We start from the raw sequence: 24069 nt of genomic DNA, 5'->3' as shown, positions 1-24069 counted from the left end.
CAAGCCCGGCACGGTGAAACTCACCGGGACCGCGAGCGTCATCCACAAGGGGTGAGTGCCGGGCCTCGGCAGATCTGGGTTCGGGGAGACCTCTCTCGTGACCGCTCGGCGGCGCTCCGCACGCTCGGGGCGCCACCTCTGTTCATGGCCGCCGTCAACGCGCATCGGCGGCTGCGCGGGCCCTACACGTTCGGCGGAGCACTGCTCCGTGTGCTCGTGACCGAGGCACTGGAGCGTTCCCCCGGCCTTGCCGACCGATACGACATCGAGATCGACGCCGTTCTCCCGGGTATGCGCGAGCGAGCCCCGGGACGACGGCGTCCGATCGACGCGACGCTCCCGGAAGACGAGCGCATCCTGGTCCCGGCGCCGCGCCGCACGCTGCGCCTGGCCAACGGCATCGCCGAGCTGGCCCTGGCCGTCATGCCCGAAGGCGTCTCGCTGGTGGCCGACAACGTCCACGAGGCCGACCCGACCGATCTGGAGCTGCTCCAGGTGCTGTCGCGGCGGCTGCCCGGCGTCACCGTGGTCATGGTCGAGGCCTCGTCGGCGCCCGCCGACGTGATCGCCTCCGACGGCACCACCGGCGATCCGGAGGCGTGGGCCGCCTACGAGGCGCTCGATCCGGCCGTGCGGAAGGAGCTCCACGACCGCCGCGCCGCGGAGCTCGGGTGGGAGGAGATGCTCGGCGCGCTCCCGTGGCACCTCGAGCGGGGCAGCGACCCGGCCGCCGCCGTCGAGGCGCTGTGGGCCGCCGTCGACCGCTGCGTGGGGGAGGGCTTCCTGCACGCCGTCGTGGACCTCGGGCAGCGGGGACTGGCGCTCTCCGAAGCCGGTTCGCCTGATTGGTGGCGGTTCGCGCAGCGCACCGCGACCGCTCTGGGCGGCCTGGGCCGCCGGTCAGAGGCCCTGGTCGTGTACGACCAGGCGCGCCGCACCAGCCTCGACCCGGCCGTCCACGCGTCGTCGGCCTACGGCACCGCGATGCTCGACGCCCGCCACCCCGACCCCGCCCAGCGCGACCTCGGCCGGGCGACCGCCTGGATCAACGAGGCCATCGCGATCTCCACGATCCTCCCCGACCCGCGCGAACGCGCCTTCAAGCTCGGTTTCGACCAGAACGGCAAAGCCCTGATCGAGCTCCGGCAGGGCCGCCTCGACGCCGCCCTCGACCTGGTCGAGTCGGCGATCGCCCTGGCCGACGAACTCCCCGACGGCGCCCACCCGCTCCACCGCATGGTCCTGCACGCCAACCGCGCCCAGCTCCTGGCCACGTTGGGCCACCCCAAGGAAGCCCTGCACGACCTCGACCGGGCCATCGCCTACGACCCGGCCGTCCCCGACCACTACCTCGACCGGGGCAACCTGCGCCTGCGCCTGGGCCACACCGACGCCGCGCTGGCCGACTACGAGACCGCGATCGCGGTCAGCCCGCCGCTGCCGGAGGCCTACTACAACCGGGGCGAACTGCGCCTGGGCCAAGGCGACCTGGAGGGCGCGAAAGCCGACTTCGACCACGTCATCGACCTCGACCCCGGCTTCCTCAACGCCTACGTGAACCGCGCCGGCATCCTGGAGATGCTCGACGACCACGAGGCCGCCCGCGCCGACGTCGTGGCGGGTCTCGCGCTCGATCCGCGCAACCCCCACCTCCACGCCGTGCTCGGCCAGCTCGAAACCGCCCAGGGCGACCACGCGGCCGCGATGGCCGCCTTCGACGTGGCCCTCGAAGGCGCCCCCGGCCTGGCCTCCATCTGGGCCAACCGCGGCATCCTCCGGTACGAGTCCGGCGACCCCACCGGCGCCGTCGCCGACCTCACCAGATCCCTGGAACTCGACGAGAACGCCGCCGTCTACTTCAACCGCGCCGTCGCCCACCGGGCCCTGGGCCGGGAGGAGACCGCCCGGGAGGACCTGAGAAGGGCCTGCGACCTCGACCCCGACGACCCCGACATCCGGCACGCCCTCGGTTCATGATCCGCGACTACGTCCTGTTCTGGACGGGTTCGACGATCTCGTTCCTCGGCACCCGGGCCACCGCGATCGCCTACCCGCTGCTGGCCCTGGCCGTCTTGGACTCCCCGGTCGCGGCCGGCCTGATCGCCTCGTTCGGCATGGTCCCCTACCTGGTCCTCTACCTGCCGGGAGGGGTGTACGTCGACCGCCGCGACGCCCGCACGCTGATGATCGGCGCGGAGACCGCCCGGCTCGCCACCGCGCTCGCGATGGTCGCCGTGGTGGTGAGCGGGGTGGTCGCCGGGGAGGTCGGCTTCGCCCTGTTCGCGCTGGTCGCCCTGGCCGACGGCACGGCGGCGGTGATCTACTCGCTGGCCGAGGTGAACCTGCTGCGCGGCATCGTCGACCAGCCCAGGATCGCCGGCGCGCTGGCCGGGAACGAGGCCAGGACCAGCGTGGCCGGGCTCCTCGGCCGCCCGGTCGGGGGCCTGCTGTTCGGCCTGGGCCACGCCGTGCCGTTCGTCGGCGGTGCGGTCACCTCGGCGGCCTCGATCCTCACGCTGGCCTTCCTGCGCCCGGTGCCACCGGCGGCCCGTACGGAGAAATCCCTGCTCGCCGAGGTGGCCGAGGGCCTGCGGTGGCTCGCCCGCGACCGCTTCCTGCGCGCCACCACCACGCTGCTGGGCCTGGGGAACGCGATCGTGCACGCGCTCTTCCTCGTCTACCTTGCCGTCATGCAGGAACGCGGCGTCACGGCCGCGGCCACCGCCGCCGCGTTCGCCGCCACCGGCGCGGGCGGCCTGGCCGGCGCGGCCTGCGCCCAGTGGTTCTTCCGCCGGTACGGCTACCGCCTGTTCCAACTCAGCCTGTGGGCGTGGGTGGCGGCCCTGGTCCCGCTGGTCTTCTGGTTCACGCCGGTGACCTTCGCGGTCAGTTCGTTCGCGATGACCTTCGCCGGGATCGTCGGGAACGTGGCGGTGGGGACCTACATGTTCACCGAGGTGCCGCCGGGCATGCTGGCCCGGGTCAAGTCGGTCGACATGCTGCTGGAGACCGCCGGGGTCGCCCTCGGGCCGCTCGCGGGCGGCCTGCTGATCGCGTCGGTGAGCCCGCCGACGGCCATCGCGGTCCTGCTCGGCGGGGCCACCCTGATCGCGATCACAGCAAGCGTTCGATGACGTCGCGCAGGTTCGGCGGTTCCACCCGTTCGGGCAGCGTGTCGAGCGAGTCGGGGGTGTGCCAGGCGTGCCCCCGGTAGGTGCCCGTCTCCTCGGCGGTGAGGTCGGCGCTCGCGACCTGCGGCGTCCCCGCGAACCTGGCCAGGAAGAACGGCTCGGTCTTCACGTAGTGGACGCCCAGCCAGTGGAAATCGCGTTCCACCGGCACCCAGAGGTCCTCGACCGCCTCGCCCGGGAGGCCGGTCTCCTCGGCGAGTTCGCGGCGGGCCGCCGCCAGCGGGGACTCGCCCGGATCGATGCCGCCGCCCGGGGGTTCCCAGAAGGTCTCGTCGCTGACATGGTCGTGCCATCGGAGGAGGAGCACCCGGCCGTCGCCGTCGAGGCAGACGACACGCGCCGCCGGTCTGGTCTCAGCCACCGTCTGTCCCCCATCCACCGGTGTCGGGCCGGGTATCATTCTCCGTCCGAGTCACCCCGTCGACTGAAGGTTTGCGGAAAATGACCGCCGAATACGTGCTGACGCTCTCGTGCCCCGACCGTCCCGGAGTCGTCGCCGCCGTCTCCGGGCTGCTGGCCCGCCACGGCTGCAACATCACCGAGAGCCAGCAGTTCGGAGACCCCGTCTCCGAACGATTCTTCATGCGCGTGCAGTTCACCGCGGAGGTCGCCGCCGACGAGCTGCGCGGCGACTTCGCCGCCCTCGCGCCCGACTTCGGCATGGAACTCCAGCTGTTCGACCGGGCGGTCCTGCCCCGGGTGCTGGTCCTGGTCTCCAAGTTCGACCACTGCCTCAACGACCTGCTCTACCGGGTCAGGTCGAAGACCCTCGGCATCGAGATCGTCGCGGTCGCCTCCAACCACCCCGACCTGCGCCCGCTCACCCAGTCACACGGCATCGACTACCACCACCTGCCGGTCACGCCCGCCACCAAGGAGCGCCAGGAGCAGGAGATCCTCACCCTGGTCGACCACTACCGCGCCGACCTGGTGGTGCTGGCCCGCTACATGCAGGTCCTGTCGGCCGACCTGTGCGGCAAGCTGGCCGGCCGGGTGATCAACATCCACCACTCGTTCCTGCCGTCGTTCAAGGGCTCCCGCCCCTACCACCAGGCCCACGCCCGCGGCGTGAAACTCATCGGGGCCACCGCCCACTACGTCACCGCCGACCTCGACGAGGGCCCGATCATCGAGCAGGAGGTCGCCCGGGTGAACCACACCCACTCACCGGAGGACCTCGTGGCCATCGGCAAGGACCTGGAATCCCAGGCCCTGGCCCGAGCCGTCAAGTGGCACGCCGACCACCGGATCCTCCTCGACGGCCACAAGACGGTGATCTTCCCCCGCTAGGGGGTCCGGGCCGCCCTCCGGCTCCGGTCGTGGCGTCGGAGATCCGCCGTTGCGGCGCGCGGCGGGAACGGGCGTCGGCGCCGGGTGCGGTCCCTGCCGGAGGCGGCGGCCGGGGTGAGGGCAGGCGGAGCCGTAACCGAAAAGGATCTTGAGCCGATCTGCGGCCCGCGAGAGAAATCGATGTGCGGCCCGGAGAGGAAGGCCCGGGTATGGCCCGGGACCTTCCTCCGTGGGGCCGGTGATCAGGCCTTGAGGCCCAAGTGGGTGGCGAAGAAGGCGAGCTGGTCGGCGGCGAGTTCGACGCTCTTGCTGACCGCGCGCGCCCCGTGGCCCGCCTCGGCCTCGTTGCGGAGCAGGATCGGCCGGTCGCCGGTCGTGGCGTGCTGGAGGGCCGCGGCGGTCTTCCAGGCGTGGAGCGGGTGGACGCGGGTGTCGCTGGCGAACACGGTGAACAGGGTCGCCGGGTAGTCGACGCCCTCCTTCACGTGGTGGTAGGGCGAGTAGGCCCACAGCCAGCCGAACTCCTCGGGGTCGTCGGCCGAGCCGTATTCGACGTTCCAGGTCGCGCCGAGCCCGAACTTCTCGTAGCGGATCATGTCGAGCAGCGGCGCGGAGCACACGACGGCGGCGAACAGGTCGGGGCGGCGGGTCAGCGCCGCGCCCACGAGCAGGCCGCCGTTGGAGCCCCCGGAGATGCCGAGCATCGCGGGCGTGGTGATCCCCTGGGCGATCAGGAACTCGGCGGCGGCCTCGAAGTCGCGGAAGGTGTTCTGCTTGTTGGCCAGCATGCCGTCGCGGTGCCACTCCTCGCCCTGCTCGCCACCCCCTCGGAGCTGGGCGATCGCGTAGACGCCGCCCGCCTCGACCCAGCTCAGCACCGACGCCGAATAGCCGGGCGTCATGGAGATGCCGAACCCGCCGTAGCCGTTGAGGATGGTCGGGCGCGGCCCTTCGCGGTCGACCGGGGAGATCACCAGGAGGTGGACCTCGGCGCCGTCGGACGAGGGGTAGACCAGGTGTTCGGTCTTCACCTCGGGCACCTCGACCGAACCGGGGGAGGCCGCCCACAGGGTGGTCTCGCCGGTCCTGGCGTCGTAGCGCTGGATCGTCGGCGGGGTGGTGTTGTCGGTGTAGCCGAACCAGGCCTCGTGGCCGCCCTCGGGGCGCTCGGAGATGCCGCCGATCGTGCCGATGCCGGGGGTGGGCACCGAGCCGATGCGCTCGCCGGTGTCGAGCCGGTGGATCGTGATCTCGGAGATGGCGTGGCGGGTCCAGCCCGCCAGCATGACCGGCTCGTCGAGGTCGTCGAGGATGGCGTAGTCGCTCAGCACCGCCTCGGGGTCTTCGGGCAGCAGGTCACGCCACGACTCGTAGCCCGGCTCGGCCGGCGAGGTCACGCAGACCCGCGCGCGGGGCGCGTCGCGGTCGGTGAAGACGTAGAGCCGCCCGTCGCGGCCGAAGTGGAGCCCCGTCTGGGCGTCGACCCCTTCCTGGACGGTCACCAGCTCGGGCGCGGCGATGTCGCCCTCGCGCAGGTCGGCCAGCCACAGGTCGTTGCGCGGGGCGGTGCCGAGGGAGGCCGAGATCGTCAGCCACGACCCGTCGCGGGAGACCGAGACGCCGTAGTAGTTGGTCTTCTCCCGCCCCTCCCCGAAGATCATGACGTCGTCGTCGGGCGAGCCGCCGACCGTGTGGAGGTAGACCCGCCGGTGGAACTGCTCCTCGCCCTCGGGCAGCAACTCGGGGGCCAGCCGCCGGACGTAGTAGAACCGCTCACCGCCGGGCAGCCAGGCCACGGGGGAGTAGCGGCAGCGGTCGATCGGCCCCTCGACGATCTCGCCGCTCGTGATGTCCATCACGTAGAGCTTCGACTCCTCGTCGCCGCCCACCGAGATCTGGTAGGCCAGCAGGCGGCCTTCCTTGTCGGGCTGCCAGGTGTCGAGAGTGGTGAGGCCGCTCGGGTCGAGCGCCATCGGGTCGAGCAGGGCCCGCTCGGCCCCGTCGGCCTCGACGACGTAGAGCACGGCGTGCTCCTGCTCGGGCGTGCGCCGCATGAAGAACCGCCGCGCGCCGCGCCAGGCCGGCACCCCGACCGAGCCCGACTTCAGCAGCTCGGCCACCCGGCCGCGGAACCGCTCGCGCCCGGCCATCTCGGCCTCGCCGAACAGCTTGGCCTGCGCCGCCAGCCAGTCGGCGACCTCCGGGGACGCCGGCTCCTCCAGCCACCGGTAGGGATCGGGCACGGAGGTGCCGTGGAGCACGTCGGCCACGTCGGCACGCCTGGCGGCGGGGTAGGAAGGTCGCGTCATGCCTGGCACTCTAAGGCAGCCCGCCGACAGCCCGACACCGTTGGCCGACACGCCTGGCGGGGGGAGTAAAAAGATGATCGCCGGGGCATAAAGAGCATCAGGCGTACCAGTTGCCCAGGTTATGGGGTGGCGGACTTGTCTTCGCAAAGGACACACTTTGGTTGAGGGCGGTGCCGTGGTGACCATCCGCTGGGCCGTCCGGCGGAGGTCCGTGTGAAAGAACGACCTGAGTCCCAACAGGCGGGGCCGCAACTTCGGCGCACAGCCACGGCCGAGGAGGTCGGCTGATGCGCCAGGTTCTCCTCCTCAATGCCACCTACGAGCCACTGACCACTCTCTCGATGCACCGGGCGATCGTGCTCGTGCTCCGGGAGAAGGCCGACATCGTCCACCGTGACGGTCGCGGGGGTGTGCTCCGATCGGCGACCCGGACGCTCGACATCCCGTCGGTGATCCGGCTCCGTCGCTATGTCCGCATTCCCTACCGGTCGAGAATCCCGCTCACGCGGGCGGCGCTGATGCGCCGCGACGACTTCCGCTGCGCCTACTGCGGGCAGCGGGCCGAGACGATCGACCACGTCATCCCCCGATCCAAGGGCGGCCCGCACACGTGGGAGAACTGCGTGGCGTCGTGCATGCCCTGCAACCATCGCAAGGCCGACAAGCTCCTGGAGGAGATCGGCTGGCAGCTCCGGGTGCCTCCGGCGGTCCCTCACGGGCCCCACTGGAGGCTGATCGGCGCGCAGCTCGACGGAGACCCGCAATGGGCCCCCTACCTCGAGGAGTCGGCGGCCTAGGATCCGGATCATGACCTGGGTTCTGAGCGACGACGTCACCGATTTCCCCGGTGACGCCGAAGACTGGCTGCTCCGCGACCCCGTCCGCAACACGGTCCCGCTGACCGTGTTGCGGGGGTTGCGGGGCGGCGTCTTCCGTGACGACAACCTCTGCGGCTGGTTCGTCGACGGCGACGACATCGCCGGCGCGGTCCTGCACACCCCGCCCTATCCGCTCCTGCTGGGGGCGGTCCCGACCAGCGCCCTGGGCTCCCTGGTCCGCGAGCTGATCGCCGCGGACCACGCGATCCCCGGCATCTCCGCCCCCCTCGACGTGGCCGACGCCTTCACCCGCCTCTGGTGGCGCCCCGAGACCCGCCGCCGCAGCGAGCGCCTCCACCGTCTGACCACCCTGGCCCCGCACACGGCTTCCGGCTCGTCCCGTACGGCCACCGCCCGCGACCTGGGCCATCTCGTCGGCTGGTTCCGCGCGTTCCAGGACGAGGCCCACGTCGACCGCGACACCGACCCGACCCCCGTGGTCTCGGCCCGGACCAACCGGGAGGAACTCGTCTACTGGGCCGACGAGGGTGGCGCCCCCGTCTCCGTGGCCGGCTTCTCCCAGCCGATCGCCGGGATGTCCCGCATCGGCCCGGTCTACACCCCGCCCGAGCACCGGGGGCACGGCTACGGCTCGGCGGTCACCCACACGGCGACGGCCGCGGCCCTGGCGGCGGGAGCCTCCGAGGTCCTGCTCTTCACCGATCTGTCCAACCCGACCTCGAACTCGATCTACCGGAAACTCGGCTACGTCCCCGTGGGCGACTACGCCTCGGTGTCCTACGCCTGAGCCCCTTACTCTGGTGGCATGCCTCGATATGACTACCGCTGCCGCGCCTGCGGTTCGACCTTCGAACTCAACCGCCCCATGGCCGAGGCCAACGCCCCCGCGCCGTGCCCCGGCGGCCACGACGACACGGTCAAACTCCTCTCCACCGTCGCCGTGACGGGCACCGCCTCCGGCTCGTCGGCCCCCAGGCCTTCGGCAAGCGGTGGCGGCGGGTGCTGCGGCGGAGGCTGCTGCGGCTGACCCGGCAGCCGGCCGCAAGCGGGGCCGTGTGGTGCGGAACACTGTCAGGCTGGAGATCAGGGGCGCATGGCGGAGATCACCAGCTCCGCCACCTCCTGGACGGTTCTGATGCCGGTCTCCGTGTCGGGACTGCGTTCCGTCAGGATCGCGATGAGCAGGTCGGAGGAGTCCGACGACAGGTGGCCGACGCTGTTGACCACCCACCTCCCTCCATGGGCCCGCACCGGCATCCAGCCGTTCTTGATCGCGACCTGCTCGCCGGGCAGGGCGGCCGCGCTGACGCCCCACGCCTGCGAAGGCTCCACCGAGGTCATGAGGGCACGGGCGTAGAGGCGGTTCTCGACGGCGAGGGGGCCGTCGGGGGAGGTCAGCAGGTCGAGGAGTTTCAGCTGGTCGGCCGGGTGGCTGAGGGTGGTGCCCCAGGCGGTCTGGGGCCAGGTCTGGTCGACGCCGAGGTCGCGGAGCCGCCGGGTCATGCCCTCCTTGCCGCCCAGTTCGACCGCCAGTGCCTGGGCCGCCGCGTTGTCGCTGCGGCGGATCATCGCCTCGGCCCGCACCCGCTCGGCTCCCGTCAGGGCGCGGCCCTGGGCCTGGGCGTTGAGCAGCGTGCCGAGCAGGATGGCGACCTTGGCGACGCTGGCCAGCGGGAACGGGCCCGGGTCCGGTTCCATGGCGAAGCGGGCCCCGGTGAGGCGGTCGTGGATCGCCACCGCGCCGCGGCCGGGACGGGCGCGCAGACAGGCGGCCACCTCACGGGTCAGGGTCAGGCGGTCGGCCGGGCCGAACGCCCCGTCGGACACCATGGGCACCTCACGGGCCGGAGCGGAGATCACCCCGCCGCCGGTGCAGGGCGGGCGGGTGGGGGCCAGGCGTGCGGGCCTGACCTGCGTGCATGCCGCCGGTAGGGACCTCGGGTTCATGATCAAAGAGTCGGCCGAGGGCCCTGACCGGCGGTTTCACGACACGCGGGTTATGCCGCAGTCTTACTCCGGCGCTGGAACGGCAGGAAACGTTCCGGTAAGTGGGGGCGAGCCGGGATGTCGGTGGACTCGACCGAGATGATGCGGTCGAAGCGGAAGGCGCGGATGCCCCGGCGCAGCCGGCACCAGCCCGCCAGATACCAGTGTTCGCGGTGGACGAGACACGTGACCGGTTCGACGTCGCGCACGCTCAGGTTCCCGGCGGCGTCGAGGTAGTGGATGCGGACGACCAGCCGGGAGGTGATGGCCTGGGCGACCGCGCGGGCGCGGCGGGCGACGTCGGGGGACAGGGGGGTCGTCAGGGTGGACAGGGTCGTCGCGATCACGTCGTCGTCCAGCTCGATGTGGTCGAGGGCGTGGCGCAGACCCCGGCGCGCGGTCACGGACTGCGGACCGGCGCCGAGGTGGGCGAGCGAGAGCGCGAGGGCGGCGACCTCGGCGGTCGTCAGGGACCCGGTGTGCCGAATGACAGTGGCCATACCTCGATTTTAGATAAGCCCACTGACATTTTCTCGAACTAGTTCGCGAGCTGGGAGAGGTCTCGTGAGGCTCCCGTGCTGGCCGAGGTGGTCAGCGCGGCGTAGGCCTGGAGGGCGGCGGTGACCGGGCGCTCGCGGTCGCGCGGGCGGTAGCGGCCCAGCTCGGCCAGCAGCCTCTCGCGGCGGGCGGCCAGGTCGGCCTCGGGCACCCGCAGCTCGATCGAACGCCCGGGGATGTCGATCTCGATCAGGTCGCCGTCTTCGACCAGGGCGATCGCGCCGCCCTCGGCCGCCTCGGGGGAGGCGTGGCCGATCGACAGGCCTGACGTGCCGCCGGAGAAGCGGCCGTCGGTGACCAGCGCGCAGGCCTTGCCCAGGCCGCGGCCCTTCAGGAAGCTCGTCGGGTAGAGCATCTCCTGCATGCCGGGGCCGCCCTTCGGGCCCTCGTAGCGGATGACGACGACGTCGCCCTCCTTGACCTTGTCGCCGAGGATGCCGTCGACGGCGGCCTCCTGCGACTCGAACACCACGGCCGGGCCGGAGAACTTCCAGATCGACTCGTCGACGCCGGCCGTCTTGACGACGCAGCCGTCGGTCGCGATGTTGCCGTAGAGGACGGCCAGGCCGCCGTCCTTGGTGTAGGCGTGGGCGACGTCGCGGATGCAGCCCTCGGCGCGGTCGAGGTCGAGGGTCTCCCAGCGGTTGTCCTGCGAGTAGGGCTTCACCGTGCGGACGTTGCCGGGCGCGGCGTACCAGAGGTCGGCGGGATGGGCGATCGCGTCCCACTGGTCGAGCAGGTCGCCCAGGGTGCCGCCGTTGACGGTGACGGTGTCGCGGTGGAGCAGGCCGCCGCGGTCGAGCTCGGCCAGGATGGCGGGGATGCCGCCGGCCCGGTGGACGTCTTCGATGTGGTATTTGTTCGTCGCCGGGGCGACCTTGCACAGGCACGGCACCCGCAGCGAGATCTCGTTGATCTCCTTCAGGCCGAAGTCGACCCCGGCCTCGCGGGCCGCCGCCAGGATGTGGAGGATCGTGTTGGTCGAGCCGCCCATGGCGACGTCGAGGGCCATGGCGTTCTCGAAGGCGTCCTTGGTGGCGATGGCGCGGGGCAGGACGGAGAAGTCGTCGTTCTCGTAGTGGCGACGGGTGATCTCGACGATCGTCTTCCCGGCGTCCTTGTAGAGCTGCTCGCGGGCCTTGTGGGTGGCCAGGATCGTGCCGTTGCCGGGCAGGCCCAGGCCGATCGCCTCGACGAGGCAGTTCATCGAGTTGGCGGTGAACATGCCGCTGCAGGAGCCGCACGTCGGGCAGGCCTCCTCCTCCATCGTGAGGAGGTCCTCGTCGGAGACGGCGGTGTCGGCGGCGGCGATCATCGGGTCGATCAGGTCGAGCTTGCGGCCCTTGCCGGCGATCTGGGTCTTGCCGGCCTCCATCGGGCCGCCCGAGACGAAGACGGTCGGGATGTTGAGCCGCATGGCGGCCAGCAGCATGCCAGGGGTGATCTTGTCGCAGTTGGAGACGCAGATCAGCGCGTCGGCGCAGTGGGCGTTGACCATGTATTCGACCGCGTCGGCGATCAGCTCGCGGGAGGGCAGCGAGTAGAGCATGCCGCCGTGGCCCATCGCGATGCCGTCGTCGACGGCGATGGTGTTGAACTCGCGCGGGATCGCGCCGGCCTCCCGGATCGCCCCCGCCACGACGTCGCCGACCTCGCGGAGGTGGACGTGGCCCGGCACGAACTGGGTGAAGCTGTTGGCCACCGCGACGATGGGCTTGCCGAAGTCGCTGCCGGCTACACCGGTCGCCCGGAGCAGGGCCCGGGCACCGGCCATGTTCCTGCCGTGGGTGACCGTTCGAGACCTGAGGGCGGGCATGGCCAGACTCCGATCAGAAGACGTTCGACGTCCATACATGGTAAGTCCGCCGCCCGAGCGCTGAGACACGGGTCCCAGAACGTGAAACGGCCCGCGCCCAGATGGGCGCGGGCCTGTCGGACAGGGGATGGGAACGTTCCTGCGTCAGACCTCGCTGTAGCGCGAGGGCAGGACGTTCTCCGCGGCCTTGAAGATCGAGTCGACCTCCGAGGTCGTGAGCGACTTCTCCCGCTTGGTGATCCACTTGCGGACCATGGCGCCGGAGAACACGTCGACCTCGCGGACGTTGAGGATCCGCCAGGGGATGGCCGGGCCGTAGATGGCCAGCGACGGGACGACGGTGATCTCCCGGCCGAGCGCCTTGCTGATCAGGTCGCTCGCCTGGGTCGCCTCCCATCGTGCCTCGTCGAGGCGCGGCTTCTGGTTGAAGGGCCCGTGGAAGAGCTTGCGGTGCGACTGCACGCGGACGGGAAGACGCCGGTCCCACTTCTCCGAGTCGACGGCGTACACCCCCGTCGGGCCCACCACGAGGTGGTCGATCTGGGCGTCGCTGCCGGGGATCGACCGGGCGTGGAGCGTGCGGTAACCACCGCGTTCGAGCTTCTTGAGTTGGGCCTCGGTCCGGCGCTCCGCGACCGACGGCCGCCGCCACGCCGGGACGGACGACACGGTCCTGGCCCGGTAGACGGTCAGCCCGATCGCTGTCAGCGCCAGGAACACCAGGCCGGTTCGGACGCTGCCGAACAGCAGACCCGTCACGATCCCCACCGCGACGGAGATGGCTGCTCGGCGCACCAGATCCTGATATCTGGGCTGCTGCAAGGTGCTCCGCAGAGACGCGCGCTCTACGGGCGCGTAGGTCGACGCTGGCGTGTCAGGTCGCGTCGGGGGGCGCTCCTCACGATCGCTCACCCAGATCGGTGACGTATCGTGACCCTCTTCGGGCGCTAGACGGCTATCCACATAACAGACCGTAGTTGAGGCGCCAAGCTGTTGCCTAGTGGAGCCTGGTTCATACTTTTGTGGCCAACATTTGCTGATTCGCTCATGCTGGTATAGGGCATCATCTATAGATATCTTCCGGCAGTGGCCGGCATTCATGACCTCACCGCACTCGAACTCGCCGCGGCCGTACGCGCCCGCGAGCTGTCTCCCGTCGAGATCGCGGACCACTATCTCTCGCGGGCCGACGAGGTCGGCGCCTACGTGACCGTGACTGCGGAAATGGCCCTTGAGCAGGCCCGGAACCTCGAAAGCGAAGGCCCGGGAGACCGGCCGCTGTTCGGCGTGCCGGTGCCGGTGAAGGATCTGAACTTCGTCAAGGGCGTGCCGGTGAGGTTCGGCTCGGCCACTTATCAGGATTTCCGGGCGCCCGTCGACGACTCCCTCGTCACCCGGCTCCGCGAGGCCGGGACCGTTATGTCCGGTAAGACCAATACGCCAGAGTTCGGTTTGCCCTGCTACACGGAACCAACCGTCGCGCCACCGGCCCGCACCCCCTGGGACGTCACGAGGTCGGCCGGTGGGTCCAGTGGGGGAGCCGCGGCCGCGGTGGCGGCCGGGCTCGCGCCGGTCGCGCAGGGCAGTGACGGAGCGGGGTCGATCAGGATCCCGGCCGCGGCCTGCGGCCTGGTGGGCATCAAGCCGAGCCGCGGACGGGTGTCGCTCGCCCCGATGATCCCGGATCTGGCGGGCCTGTCGGCCAGCGGGCCGCTGGCCCGGAACGTCGCCGACGCGGCGGCCCTGCTCGACGTGCTCGCCCACCACCAGCCGGGGGACATGTACTGGGCGCCCGACTCCGGTATCCCGTTCGCCGAACACGCCAGACGCGATCCGGGGCGGCTCAGGATCGCCCGCCACCGCGACCCGGTGATCGACGGCGCCGAGCTCCACCCGGAGGTCGTGGCGGCCTACGAGAAGGCCTCGCGCCTCCTCGACGGGCTCGGGCACGAGATCGTCGACATCGACAACCCCTACGGCGCCTCCGCCGTGCCGCTGTTCGAGCGCATGTGGTTCAGCTTCGCCTGCATGCATCCGGTCGCGCCCGACCGGGAGCACCTGATGCGGCCCATCACGGCGTGGCTGCGGGAGCGCGGGTTCGCCACGTCCGCGCCCGACTTCCTCAAGGCCCAGTCGGCCATCCAGCTCACCACCCGGTTCGCGCTGCTGGCCACCAACGAGTTCGACGCCGTGCTGACGCCCACGGTGACCGGGCTGACCCCGGAGATCGGCTGGTTCGAGGACGTCGACGACCCCGCCGAGACCTTCGAGCGCGTCAAGCGGTTCGCGCCCTTCGCGGCGGTCTACAACGTCAGCGGGCAGCCCTCGGTCAACCTGCCGATCCACTGGACGCCCGAAGGCCTGCCCGTCGGGGTCATGCTGGGCGGCCGGTGGGCCGAGGAGGGCACGCTGATCGCGCTGTCGGCCCAGGTCGAGGCGGCGGTGGGCGGCTTCTGGGGAGAACGCCGCCCACCCGGCTGGTGACCCCTACCTGAGCAGGGAGACGACGTGTTCCGACACGTCGGCCAGCAGCCCCGCGGGCCGCACGTCGGTGCCCGCGATGGCCGAGACCAGGCTCGGCAGGCCCTCCAGGGGGAAGCCGTCGTCGACGGTCACCTGGTTGCCGACGCCGTTCTTGTTCAGCACGGCCCTGCTCCGCCGCCAGGCCTCCAGCACCTCCTCGGGTGAGGGGACGCCGAAGCCGTGACCCACCGGGGCGGCGTGGCGCAGCCGGACGAGCGGGGTGTCGGCGAAGGCGAGCGCGGTGCGGCAGCGGGTGGACAGGGTCTCCTTGTCGGGGACCCAGTCCATGGCCGTACAGGGAGTGCGGCACTTGGCGACGCAGACGGCCATGGCTCCGGCGACCTGGCTGTGCTGGCGGTCGAAGTAGGCTCGCCAGCCCTCGGCCGGCTCCGACGCCACGCGGAGCGATCGCTGGGTGGCCGACTGTTCGGAGCGGGTGTGGTCGCACTCCTTCTCGCCGATGACGCCGAAACGGCTGCCGGGCGCCTGGAGGCCCTCCGGCCAGCGGGCCGGGTCGCCCGAGTGGCCCAGCGCCTCTTCGAAGGCGAGCAGCGGCAGGTATTCGGACGTGATGTGCACCGCGGCCATCATCGCGCTGAGCTCCCGCTGGTCCCACCGCACCTTGATCACCTCAAGGAGCAGCGAGTAGGCGGGGCGCAGCGAGTCGAGGGCGCCGCGGGGACGCTCCTTGGGGGTCTGCGGCATGTGGCAGGCGCGCGCCCGGCGGCGGAGATCGGCGGGGATCACCGGGGCGTCGAGCTCGCTCGCGAAGTCCTCGGCGTCGAGCGTCAGCAGACGCTGGCCGAACTCGCAGACGGCCGCGACCAGAGTCGCGCGTGCCGCATCGGGCAGCACGGAACCGGACAGGGCGCCGACGTCGCCGAAGGAATAACGGCGGGCCAGCGCGATGAGCAGGTCGTGGGCCGACTCCATCCATTCACTTTCTCACGGGGTACGGGGGAGGCCGGGTGCGGGCCCGGCCTCCCCTGAACCTACGTGACCGTTCAGGCGGACGCGGCGTCCTTGGCGCGGGCCCGCAGCGCCCGGCCGATGCCGTCGGCGCCTTCGAGCAGCAGCCGCTTCAGGCCGTGGGGCGGCTGGGCGGAGGCGATCAGCTCGTGGGTGGCGTCGGCCGTCTCCGGGCGGATCAAATGGGTGGGGTAGCAGCCGATCGCGAAGTTCTGGGCCGTGTCGCTGGTCCAGTTCTTCCAGATCCCGGCGACCTCGGCGAAGAACGCCGGGCCGTAGGGCTCCAGGAGGTCGACGCGGCGCGGCTCGGCGAAGCCGAGGATGGTCGAGCGCAGCACCGCGCCGCTCAGCTCGCCGCTGACGATGCGGGCCCAGGCGCTGGCCTTGGCCTCCTCGGTCGGGATCGAGGCGCGGGCCTGCGCGGCCGAGCGCTCGCCCGTGGCGGTGGCGTCGCGGACCAGCTCGGCGTCGATGTCGGCGCCGCTGAGCACCCCGCCCACGACCAGGGCCCGGGTGAGCGTCCAGCGCAGGTCGGCGTCGACGGTCAGCCCGGCCGGGGCCGAGACGCCGAGCAGGATGGCGTGGAGGAACTCGAGGTCGGCCTGGGAGGTGGCCGTCTCGGCGAAGGCGTTGAGGTAGGCGAGCTGGTGGTCCGACCCGGCCTCGGCGCCCTGGAACAGGCGGCGCAGCGTGCCGGCCAGGGTGGCCATGCCGGTGTCGCGCCACTCGGGGGCGGCGTACTGCTGGACCGCCTGGCGGGCCTGGCGCAGCACGGTCTGCAGCACCGTCAGGTCGGTGACCGAGTGGATGCCGGTGTCGACCAGGGTGACGTAGTCGCGGGTGGCCATCTCGCCGTCGCGGGTCATGTCCCAGGCGGCCGACCAGCACAGGGCGCGCGGCAGCGAGTCGGCGAACTTGACGATGCCGCCGTTGATCACGGTCGCCAGCGAGCGCTCGTCGAGGCGGACCTTGGCGTAGGTCAGGTCGTCGTCGTTGACCAGGACCAGGTCGGGCTGGACCTCGCCGACCAGCTCGGCCACGGCGGTGCGGGCGCCGACGACGTCGAGCTCGACCCGCTTGACCCGGGTCAGCACGCCCGCCTGCTCGGAGTAGAGGCCGATCGCGACCCGGTGGGAGCGCAGCGTCGGGTAGTCGGCCGGGGCCTCCTGGAGCACCTCGAACCGGGTGAACCGGCCCTCGGCGTCGACCTCGAAGGAGGGCCGCAGGGTGTTGACCCAGGAGGTCTCCAGCCACTCCTTCGACCAGGAGGACAGGTCGCGGCCGGACGTGCGCTCCAGGGCGCCGAGCAGGTCCTTCAGCTCGGTGTTGCCCCAGGCGTGCTCGTTGAAGTAGTCGCGGACGCCGGCCAGGAAGTTGTCGAGCCCGACGTAGGCCACGAGCTGCTTGAGGACGCTGGCGCCCTTGGCGTAGGTGATGCCGTCGAAGTTGACCTCGACGGCGTGCATGTCGGGGATGTCGGCGGCGATCGGGTGGGTCGAGGGGAGCTGGTCCTGGCGGTAGGCCCAGGCCTTCTCGACGTTGGCGAAGGTCGTCCAGGCGCCCTGGCCCCAGCGGGTGGCCTCGGCCTGGCAGAGGACCGACATGTAGGTGGCGAACGACTCGTTCAGCCACAGGTCGTCCCACCAGCGCATGGTCACGAGGTCGCCGAACCACATGTGGGCCATCTCGTGGAGGATCGTCTCGGCGCGGCGCTCGATCAGGGCGTCGGTCACCCGGGAGCGGAAGACGTAGTCCTCCAGGAAGGTGACGCAGCCCGCGTTCTCCATCGCGCCGGCGTTGAACTCGGGGACGAACAGCTGGTCGTACTTCCCGAACGGGTAGCGCAGGCCGAAGACGCGGTGGAAGAAATCGAAGCCCTGCTTGGTTACCTCGAAAATGTTGTCCGCGTCGAGGTGTTCGGCCAGGGACTGGCGAACGTAGATGCCCAGGGGAATGCCGTCGTGCTCGTCGTGCACGGAGGCGTACGGGCCGGCCACGAGCGCGGTGATGTACGTCGACATGACCGGCGTGGCCGGGAAGTGCCACCGCTTGGCGGGCTGGAGCGTGCCATGACGGCCCTCGTGCGCCTCCAGCTCGGTCGTCTCGTCGGGCGCCGAGTTGGAGATGACCGCCCAGTCGGCCGGGGCCAGGACCGTCAGCTCGAAGGTGGCCTTGAGGTCGGGCTGGTCGAAGCAGGCGTACATGCGGTGGGCGTCGGCGGTCTCGAACTGGCTGTGCAGGTAGACGCGCTTGTCGACCGGGTCGACGAACCGGTGGAGGCCCTCGCCGGTCCGCATGTAGGTGCAGTCGGCGTCGATGAGGAGCTCGTTCTGCTCGGCCAGGCCGCTGAGCGGGAAACGGCCGGCCTCCTCGTCGTAGGCGCCGGCGTCGAGCCTGGTGCCGTTGAGGGTGACCGACCGCACATGGGCGTTGTGCAGGTCGATGAAGGTGTCGGCACCCGGCTGCGCACACGTGAAGTGGACCGTCGTGACGCTTTCGAACCGCTCATCGCCCTCGGTCAGGTCGAGTTCGACCGAATAGGACTGAACGGTCAGCAGCCGGGCGCGCTCCCGGGCCTCGTCACGGGTCAGATTGCCTGCCACATCCGCTCCTCACAGACGGCCCGCCGCGCCGTCGCGACCGGGATGACCGCATCCTGCCACGCCGCCCGGACAAAGCCGCACTCAAATGTTTCCCTACCTGGAATAGGTAGATCCCTGACTCCAGTTGTCGATCGATGGAACCACATTCCTGTCGGGAGAGTGAGCAAATGTCCGAACGCAAGATCGCGGATTTCTGGTTCGACCCCTTCTGTCCTTGGGCTTGGATGACGTCAAGGTGGATGCTCGAAGTGCAGAAAGTCCGTCCCGTCGACGTGCGCTGGCACCTGATGAGCCTCACCATGCTGAATGAGGGGCGTGACGTGTCGGAGTCATATCAGGCGCTTCTGAGCAAAGCCATCGGCCCCGTCCGGGTCGTCGCCGCCGCCCAGCGCAAGTACGGCGACGAGGTGATCGGCGAGCTCTACACCCAGCTGGGCACCCGTCTTCACCCGGGCAAGGGCAGCAAGCGCCTCGACCGGGTCGCGCAGACCGTGACCGAGGCGCTGGAGGCCGCCGGGCTCGACCCCGCGCTGGTGAACGAGATGGACTCCACCGAGTACGACGAGGACATCCGCCGCTCCCACCACGCGGGCATGGACCAGGTCGGCATGGACGTCGGCACCCCGGTGATCTCGGTCGAGGGCAACGCCTTCTTCGGCCCGGTCATCAGCCCCGCCCCGAAGGGCGAGGCCGCCGGACGTCTCTGGGACGGAGTGGTCCTGGTCGCGTCCACCGACGGGTTCTTCGAGCTCAAGCGCACCCGCACCAGGGACCCCATCTTCGATTGACAGGTGGAACTCGCCATATGACAACGCTCACGCAAGGATGGGGCTTATGCGTCAGCTCTTCGTGAACGGTGCGTGGACGCCCTCGTCGTCCGGCGAGGGTGTCGACGTCGTCAACCCGGCGACCGAGGAGGTCGTCGACCGGGTCCCCGCCGGATCCGCCGACGACGTGGCCGAGGCGGTCACCGCCGCCCGGCGCGCGTTCCCCCGGTGGGCGGCCACGCCCCCGGAGGAGCGCGGCGCGCTGCTCTTACGGGCGGCCGAGCTGATCGAGGCCCGCGCCCGGACGATCGCGGAGATCATCGCGACCGACATGGGCGCGCCCCTGGGCTTCGCGCTGCGCACCCAGACGCAGATGCCCGCCGGAGTGCTCAGGTCCTTCGCCGGCATGGCCGGGCGGCAGGCCGAGACCACCCGCGTCGGCAACTCCCTGGTGGTCCGGGAGCCGGTGGGCGTGGTCGCCGCCATCACCCCCTGGAACTACCCCCTCCACCAGGCGATCTGCAAGGTCGGCGCCGCGCTGTCGGCCGGCTGCACGGTCGTGCTGAAGCCCAGCGAGGTGGCCCCGCTGGCGGCCTACGCGCTGGCCGAGGTGCTGGCGGAGGCCGGGCTGCCGCCGGGCGTCTTCAACCTGGTCAGCGGTCCAGGCCGGACCGTCGGCGAGACCCTGGCCGCCCACCCCGACGTCGACATGGTCTCCTTCACCGGCTCGACCGCCGCCGGCCGCCGGGTCGCGGTGCTGGCGGGCGACACGGTGAAGCGGGTCGCGCTGGAGCTCGGCGGCAAGTCGGCCAACGTGATCCTGCCCGGCGCCGACCTGGAGACCGCGGTCAAGGCCGGGGTCGCCAACGCCTACAGCAACTCGGGCCAGACCTGCTCGGCCTGGTCGCGGATGCTCGTCCAGTGGGACCACTACGACGAGGCCGTCCAGATGGCCGTCGCGTTCTCCCGCAAATACGTGGTGGGCGATCCGTTCGCCGACGACACCCGCATCGGCCCCCTGGTGTCGCGGGTCCAGCGCGACCGGGTGGTCCGCTACCTCAACGTCGGCCAGGAGGAGGGCGCCCGGCTGGTCGCCGGGAGCGACGAGTCCCCTCACGAGCGCGGCTACTACGTCGAACCCGCCGTCTTCGCCGGGGTCGCGCCGGGCATGACGATCGAGCAGGAGGAGATCTTCGGCCCGGTGCTGTCGATCGTCCCCTTCGGCACCGTCGACGAGGCCGTCTCGATCGCCAACGGCACCCCCTACGGCCTCGCGGGGGCCGTCTGGGCCGCGGACGAGGAGCAGGCCGTCGGCGTGGCCCGCCGCCTGCGCACCGGCCAGGTCGCGATCAACGGCGGCAGGTTCAACCCCCTGGCGCCCTTCGGCGGCTACGGGCAGTCGGGGGTCGGCCGGGAGCTGGGCGAGGCCGGGTTCGACGAGTTCCTTGAGGTCAAGTCTTTGCAGATGTGAGCTTTCCGGCTTGACCCGGGCCCGGATACACAAAGTCATGTACGTCTTGATCGTGGGACTGGGCTACGTCGGACTGCCCACCGCGCTGGCCTTCCTCGAAGCGGGCTGCCGGGTGACCGGCTACGACGTCAGCGCCGCCCGGCTCGCCGCCATCCGCGAGGGCGAGGCCGACCTGTCGCCCCGCGACCGCGCCCGGCTGCGCCGCCACCGCCTGGAGACCACCACCGACCCGGCCGCGATCTCCGCCGCCGACGCCGTGGTGATCTGCGTCCCGACGCCGGTGGACGAGCACCACGTCCCCGATCTCAACGCCCTCAGAGCGGCCTGCGGGACGGTCGTCGCGCACGCCGTGCCGGGGCAGCTGGTGATCCTCACCTCGACGACCTACGTCGGCTCCACCCGCGACCTGCTGATCGACCACCTCAGGGACGTCGACGTGGTGTTCAGCCCCGAACGGGTCGACCCGGGGCCGGGCGGGCGGCCGCTCGAACACGTGCCGAGGGTCCTCGGGCCCGCCTCGGCCACGGCCGGCGACCGTGCCGAGGAACTGCTCAAGCGGGTCGCGCCGCAGGTCCACCGGGTCAGCTCGCCGGAGGCGGCCGAGCTGTGCAAGCTGCTGGAGAACTCCTTCCGCGCGGTCAACATCGCGCTGGCCAACGAGTTCGCCGACATCGCCCGCGAGGTCGGGGTGGACCCGGTCGAGGTGATCGAGGCGGCGGCCACCAAGCCGTTCGGGTTCATGCGGTTCGACCCGGGGCCCGGCGTCGGCGGGCAGTGCGTGCCCTCCGACCCCTACTACCTGCTGTGGCGGCTGCGCCGGGCGGCGCCGACGGTGCTGACCGCCGCGATGGGGGCCATCGCGGCCCGGCCGCAGGCGGTGGTGGGGCGGGCGCTGGAGATGCTGGCGTCGTCCGGGCGGGACATCCGGGACGCCAACGTGCTGATAGCGGGGGTGTCGTACAAGCCGGGGGTGGCCGACGCGCGGGAGACGCCGGCGACGCCGATCATCGCCGAGCTGCGGCGGCAGGGCGCGCGGGTGGAGTTCACCGATCCGCTGGTGGTCGAGCTCCCGGTCGGGGGAGAGCTCCTCAAGCGCGCGCCCGATCCCCGGTCGGAACCGTGGGACCTCGTGATCGTGCACACGCTGGGCGGCGACCTCGGGTGGCTGAGGCCGGAGCAGCCGGTGCTGGACGCGACCTACCGCCTGGAGCGGCCCGAGCCCAGCCGCTGGGAGGTTCCCTAGGGGGCCTGGAGCATGATCCGGCGGGCGGCGTCCTTCGGCAGGTGGTCGACGTAGAGAGTGCCGTTGAGGTGGTCGAACTCGTGCTGGAAGCAGCGGGCCAGCATGCCGCGCGCCTTGATCTCCTGCGGGCGGCCGAGCCGGTCGAAGCCCCGGACGGTGACGCCCGACGCGCGCGGGGTGGGGGAGTAGAGAGGCTTGCCCGTCTCCTTGCTCGGGACGGACAGACACCCCTCTTCCTCGAGGATCTCGGCGTCGTCGTCGATGACGAGCTCGGGGTTGACCAGGGCGCCCTTGCGGTTGCTGATGTCGTACACGAAAAGGCGTCTCGGCACGCCGATCTGGGGGCCCGCGAGACCGACGCCGTCGGCCAGGTACATCGTCGCGAACATCTCGTCGATCAGGCGGCGCAGGTCCTTGTCGAAGTCGGACACCGGCTCGGCCGGGGTGCGCAGCACCGGATCTCCGACGTACCGGATCTCGCGCATGGGGCGCTCCGTAAGGGTTGACGGGGGTAATTGGCCGTTACTCTAACGGACCTGAGAAGCTCTCCGTATGCGCGTCTACATCGGTTCGGACCACGCCGGCTACGACCTGAAGAACCACCTGGTCGGCTGGCTCAAAGACAACGGCCACGACGTGGTCGACTGCGGCCCCTTCGTCTTCGACGCCGAAGACGACTATCCGCCCTTCGTGCTCCGCGCGGCCGCCGGAGTGGTCGCCGAGCCGGGCTCGTTCGGCGTCGTGATCGGCGGTTCGGGCAACGGCGAGGCCATCGCCGCCAACAAGGTCAAGGGCGTGCGCGCCGCGCTGGCGTGGAGCGAGGAGACCGCCACGCTCGGACGGCAGCACAACGACGCCAACGTGATCAGCATCGGCGCCCGGATGCACTCCGAGGCCGACGCCACCCGTTTCGTCGAGCTGTTCCTCGCCACGCCCTACTCGGGGGCCGAGCGCCACACCCGGCGCATCGACATGCTGAGCGACTACGAGCGCAGCGGCGAGCTGCCCCCGCTGCCCTAAGGCTTCTTGCGGGTCTCCTTACGGGGCATCTCGTCACGCAGGGGCCGCCGGTCGGCGGCCTCCTGCTGTTCCTTCGACGGACGGGACACGTCGCGGGCGCGCATGGCGGTGATCGCCGTGATCGTCAGACTCGTGAGGGCCATGACAGCAGCGTAGGTCAGAAGACGAGCCCGCCCCAGGGCAGCGGGCTCCACGACATGGCCGCCGACAGCTCCCGCACCGCGCCTTCGCGGTGCTCGGCGATCTGACCCGCCATCCGGTAGGACTCCAGCGACCGCCCCCCGAGATATCCGGCGCCCAGGATCCGCACGTCCAGGCTGAGATCGGGCGTGTCCTCGGTCCGCTCACAGGTCGCCTTGGCCGTCGACAGCCGCCAGCGCCCGGCGTTCCACGGGCACACGTCGTCGTCGACCTCGATCACCAGGTCGACCGGTGCGCTGTAGACGCGCTGGGTGAGGGCGGCGGGCACGTCGACCAGGCGGATCCACAGCTCGTCGAGGGTGCCCGCGGTCAGGTGGCGGGGCTCGGCCAGCAGGTGCATGATCGGGTCGTCCATGGGCCGGTTGGCCGCGAACACCCGCGAGCACAGGTCGCGGTCGAGCACGCTCCGCCAGACCATCGCGTAGGCGGCCGGGTCGAGGGCGAACAGCTCCTGCAGCTCCACCACGCCGTCGGGCACGTCGTGGTCGGTCGTGGCGCGCCGCACCCGGAACAGGGCGTAGCCGCGCACGCCGTGGTCGTCCTCGGCCAGCACGCAGCGCAGCCGGCCCGACCCGCCGCGGGCGTTGTCGTCGTCGGCCAGCACCGCGTTCCAGCGGGCCTCGGTGCGCGTGTAGAGACCCGGCCGGGAGGTCCGGACCCGGTCGAAGAGCTTCACGAACTCCGCGCGGACCCTCTCGGGCGGCTCCACCCGCAGCCGCAGCGCCGGGTCGGCGGGGGCGTCGGCGCGGAAGGCGCTGGAGTGCTTGGGGATCGTGTAGAAGACGTTGTCGACCGCGCGGCCGTAGCCGTAGCGGCCGTAGATGGCGGCCTCGGAGGCGTAGAGCGCCGCGACGACCTCACCCCGGTCACGCACGTCGGCGAGCTGCCTGCGCATCAGGAAGTTCAGCACCCCCCGACGCCGGTGGGAGGCCAGCACGCCCACGGAGGTCACGCCCGCCACCGGGAGCACGCCGCCGGGCACCGTCATGTCGAAGCTCATGACCTGGGTGAAGCCGATCATCCGGTCGCCGTCGAAGGCGGCGAGGGAACGGTCGAGCTCGCTGACCGCCCGGAACCTCTGCACCTGGCCGGGGGCCCAGGAGGAGACGAAGGCCTCGTCGAGCAGGTCGCACGCGGCGGGGAACTCGGAATCCGCGATGGGGCGAACGGGGTGATTCACGGCACCACCGTAGGGCCGGGCAAAGAGGGACGGCCACCCAATATACGTCCTAAATGATCAAGGTGTTGGTCAAGACAGCGCCTCACCACGAAGCCGACCGATA

22 protein-coding genes are annotated in these 24069 nt (G+C 71.2%); 11 read left to right on the top strand and 11 right to left on the bottom strand.

Annotated elements, in window-relative coordinates:
* The first annotated feature begins 144 nt into the window (after window positions 1-144).
* Together AW270_RS33515 and AW270_RS33510 are read left to right on the top strand one after the other, a co-directional pair.
* The gene (locus tag AW270_RS33515; protein WP_082802034.1) at window positions 145-1977 is read left to right on the top strand and encodes a tetratricopeptide repeat protein; all 1833 of its coding nucleotides are present in this window, start codon (window positions 145-147) and stop codon (window positions 1975-1977) included.
* Window positions 1974-3134 (top strand): MFS transporter, encoded by a 1161-nt coding sequence (locus tag AW270_RS33510; protein WP_061300147.1) that lies wholly within the window; start codon window positions 1974-1976, stop codon window positions 3132-3134. The genes AW270_RS33515 and AW270_RS33510 overlap by 4 nt, the downstream gene beginning before the upstream one ends.
* Here the strand turns inward: AW270_RS33510 and AW270_RS33505 are convergent.
* Window positions 3115-3552 carry an NUDIX hydrolase gene (locus tag AW270_RS33505; RefSeq protein ID WP_061300146.1) on the bottom strand — a complete coding sequence of 146 codons (438 nt, stop codon included), beginning with the start codon at window positions 3550-3552 and terminating at the stop codon, window positions 3115-3117. The two genes, AW270_RS33510 and AW270_RS33505, sit on opposite strands and share 20 nt — an antisense overlap.
* A gap of 80 nt (window positions 3553-3632) precedes the next feature.
* On the opposite strand from AW270_RS33505, the gene purU reads away from it, so the two are divergent.
* Window positions 3633-4481 carry a formyltetrahydrofolate deformylase gene (gene purU / locus AW270_RS33500; RefSeq protein ID WP_061300145.1) on the top strand — a complete coding sequence of 283 codons (849 nt, stop codon included), beginning with the start codon at window positions 3633-3635 and terminating at the stop codon, window positions 4479-4481.
* Between the two features lie 242 nt (window positions 4482-4723).
* Here purU and AW270_RS33495 read toward each other — a convergent pair whose 3' ends face one another.
* A complete protein-coding gene (locus tag AW270_RS33495) occupies window positions 4724-6790 on the bottom strand; it encodes a prolyl oligopeptidase family serine peptidase (protein ID WP_061300144.1) in 2067 nt (688 codons plus the stop codon).
* A gap of 287 nt (window positions 6791-7077) precedes the next feature.
* Between AW270_RS33495 and AW270_RS33490 the strand changes: the two genes are divergently transcribed.
* Genes AW270_RS33490 through AW270_RS38185 form a run of 3 tightly spaced genes read left to right on the top strand, consistent with a single transcriptional unit; the run spans window position 7078 to window position 8656 of the window.
* Window positions 7078-7587, top strand: coding sequence for an HNH endonuclease (locus AW270_RS33490; RefSeq protein ID WP_061300143.1), 510 nt, complete (start codon window positions 7078-7080; stop codon window positions 7585-7587).
* 10 nt (window positions 7588-7597) lie between these two features.
* A complete protein-coding gene (locus AW270_RS33485) occupies window positions 7598-8416 on the top strand; it encodes a GNAT family N-acetyltransferase (RefSeq protein ID WP_061300142.1) in 819 nt (272 codons plus the stop codon).
* Window positions 8417-8434: 18 nt separating this feature from the next.
* Window positions 8435-8656: an FmdB family zinc ribbon protein gene (locus AW270_RS38185; protein WP_082802033.1), complete on the top strand. Its 222-nt coding sequence runs from the start codon at window positions 8435-8437 to the stop codon at window positions 8654-8656.
* A 56-nt stretch (window positions 8657-8712) separates the two neighbouring features.
* Here AW270_RS38185 and AW270_RS33480 read toward each other — a convergent pair whose 3' ends face one another.
* From AW270_RS33480 to AW270_RS33465, 4 genes are all read right to left on the bottom strand, one after another.
* Window positions 8713-9576: a serine hydrolase gene (locus AW270_RS33480; protein WP_157523017.1), complete on the bottom strand. Its 864-nt coding sequence runs from the start codon at window positions 9574-9576 to the stop codon at window positions 8713-8715.
* A 50-nt stretch (window positions 9577-9626) separates the two neighbouring features.
* The gene (locus AW270_RS33475) at window positions 9627-10115 is read right to left on the bottom strand and encodes a helix-turn-helix transcriptional regulator (RefSeq protein ID WP_061300140.1); all 489 of its coding nucleotides are present in this window, start codon (window positions 10113-10115) and stop codon (window positions 9627-9629) included.
* Window positions 10116-10153: 38 nt separating this feature from the next.
* Window positions 10154-11989 (bottom strand): dihydroxy-acid dehydratase, encoded by a 1836-nt coding sequence (gene ilvD, locus AW270_RS33470; RefSeq protein ID WP_061300139.1) that lies wholly within the window; start codon window positions 11987-11989, stop codon window positions 10154-10156.
* Between the two features lie 144 nt (window positions 11990-12133).
* Window positions 12134-12784: a nuclease-related domain-containing protein gene (locus AW270_RS33465; RefSeq protein WP_245674990.1), complete on the bottom strand. Its 651-nt coding sequence runs from the start codon at window positions 12782-12784 to the stop codon at window positions 12134-12136.
* 291 nt (window positions 12785-13075) lie between these two features.
* Here AW270_RS33465 and AW270_RS33460 point away from each other — a divergent pair, with 291 nt between their 5' ends.
* Window positions 13076-14473 (top strand): amidase, encoded by a 1398-nt coding sequence (locus AW270_RS33460; RefSeq protein WP_061300137.1) that lies wholly within the window; start codon window positions 13076-13078, stop codon window positions 14471-14473.
* Between the two features lie 3 nt (window positions 14474-14476).
* Here AW270_RS33460 and AW270_RS33455 read toward each other — a convergent pair whose 3' ends face one another.
* Together AW270_RS33455 and pepN are read right to left on the bottom strand one after the other, a co-directional pair.
* Window positions 14477-15445, bottom strand: a complete 969-nt coding sequence (locus tag AW270_RS33455) for a hypothetical protein (protein WP_061300136.1) — start codon at window positions 15443-15445, stop codon at window positions 14477-14479.
* Window positions 15446-15516: 71 nt separating this feature from the next.
* Window positions 15517-18084 carry an aminopeptidase N gene (gene pepN, locus AW270_RS33450; RefSeq protein ID WP_061300135.1) on the bottom strand — a complete coding sequence of 856 codons (2568 nt, stop codon included), beginning with the start codon at window positions 18082-18084 and terminating at the stop codon, window positions 15517-15519.
* 167 nt (window positions 18085-18251) lie between these two features.
* Between pepN and AW270_RS33445 the strand changes: the two genes are divergently transcribed.
* Genes AW270_RS33445 through AW270_RS33435 form a run of 3 tightly spaced genes read left to right on the top strand, consistent with a single transcriptional unit; the run spans window position 18252 to window position 21565 of the window.
* Window positions 18252-18872, top strand: a complete 621-nt coding sequence (locus AW270_RS33445) for a mycothiol-dependent nitroreductase Rv2466c family protein (RefSeq protein WP_061300134.1) — start codon at window positions 18252-18254, stop codon at window positions 18870-18872.
* A gap of 46 nt (window positions 18873-18918) precedes the next feature.
* Complete coding sequence (locus tag AW270_RS33440) at window positions 18919-20322, top strand: aldehyde dehydrogenase family protein (protein ID WP_157523014.1); 1404 nt, start codon at window positions 18919-18921, stop codon at window positions 20320-20322.
* A 37-nt stretch (window positions 20323-20359) separates the two neighbouring features.
* Window positions 20360-21565, top strand: a complete 1206-nt coding sequence (locus tag AW270_RS33435) for a nucleotide sugar dehydrogenase (RefSeq protein ID WP_061300132.1) — start codon at window positions 20360-20362, stop codon at window positions 21563-21565.
* On the opposite strand, the gene def is transcribed toward AW270_RS33435, so the two are convergent.
* Entirely contained in the window at window positions 21562-22050 is a 489-nt protein-coding gene (def, locus tag AW270_RS33430) for a peptide deformylase (RefSeq protein ID WP_061300131.1), read from the bottom strand. The genes AW270_RS33435 and def overlap by 4 nt on opposite strands.
* Window positions 22051-22117: 67 nt before the next feature.
* Here def and AW270_RS33425 point away from each other — a divergent pair, with 67 nt between their 5' ends.
* Window positions 22118-22585, top strand: coding sequence for a ribose-5-phosphate isomerase (locus AW270_RS33425; RefSeq protein WP_061300130.1), 468 nt, complete (start codon window positions 22118-22120; stop codon window positions 22583-22585).
* On the opposite strand, the gene AW270_RS39255 is transcribed toward AW270_RS33425, so the two are convergent.
* Both AW270_RS39255 and AW270_RS33420 read right to left on the bottom strand, forming a co-directional pair.
* A complete protein-coding gene (locus tag AW270_RS39255) occupies window positions 22582-22728 on the bottom strand; it encodes a hypothetical protein (RefSeq protein ID WP_157523011.1) in 147 nt (48 codons plus the stop codon). The two genes, AW270_RS33425 and AW270_RS39255, sit on opposite strands and share 4 nt — an antisense overlap.
* Before the next feature lie 14 nt (window positions 22729-22742).
* Window positions 22743-23966 (bottom strand): GNAT family N-acetyltransferase, encoded by a 1224-nt coding sequence (locus AW270_RS33420; protein ID WP_061300129.1) that lies wholly within the window; start codon window positions 23964-23966, stop codon window positions 22743-22745.
* Between the last annotated feature and the right edge of the window lie 103 nt (window positions 23967-24069).

This window comes from Herbidospora cretacea (assembly GCF_001570605.1).
Classification (GTDB): Bacteria; Actinomycetota; Actinomycetes; order Streptosporangiales; family Streptosporangiaceae; genus Herbidospora; species Herbidospora cretacea.
This window is presented reverse-complemented; position numbering and strand designations above follow the sequence as displayed.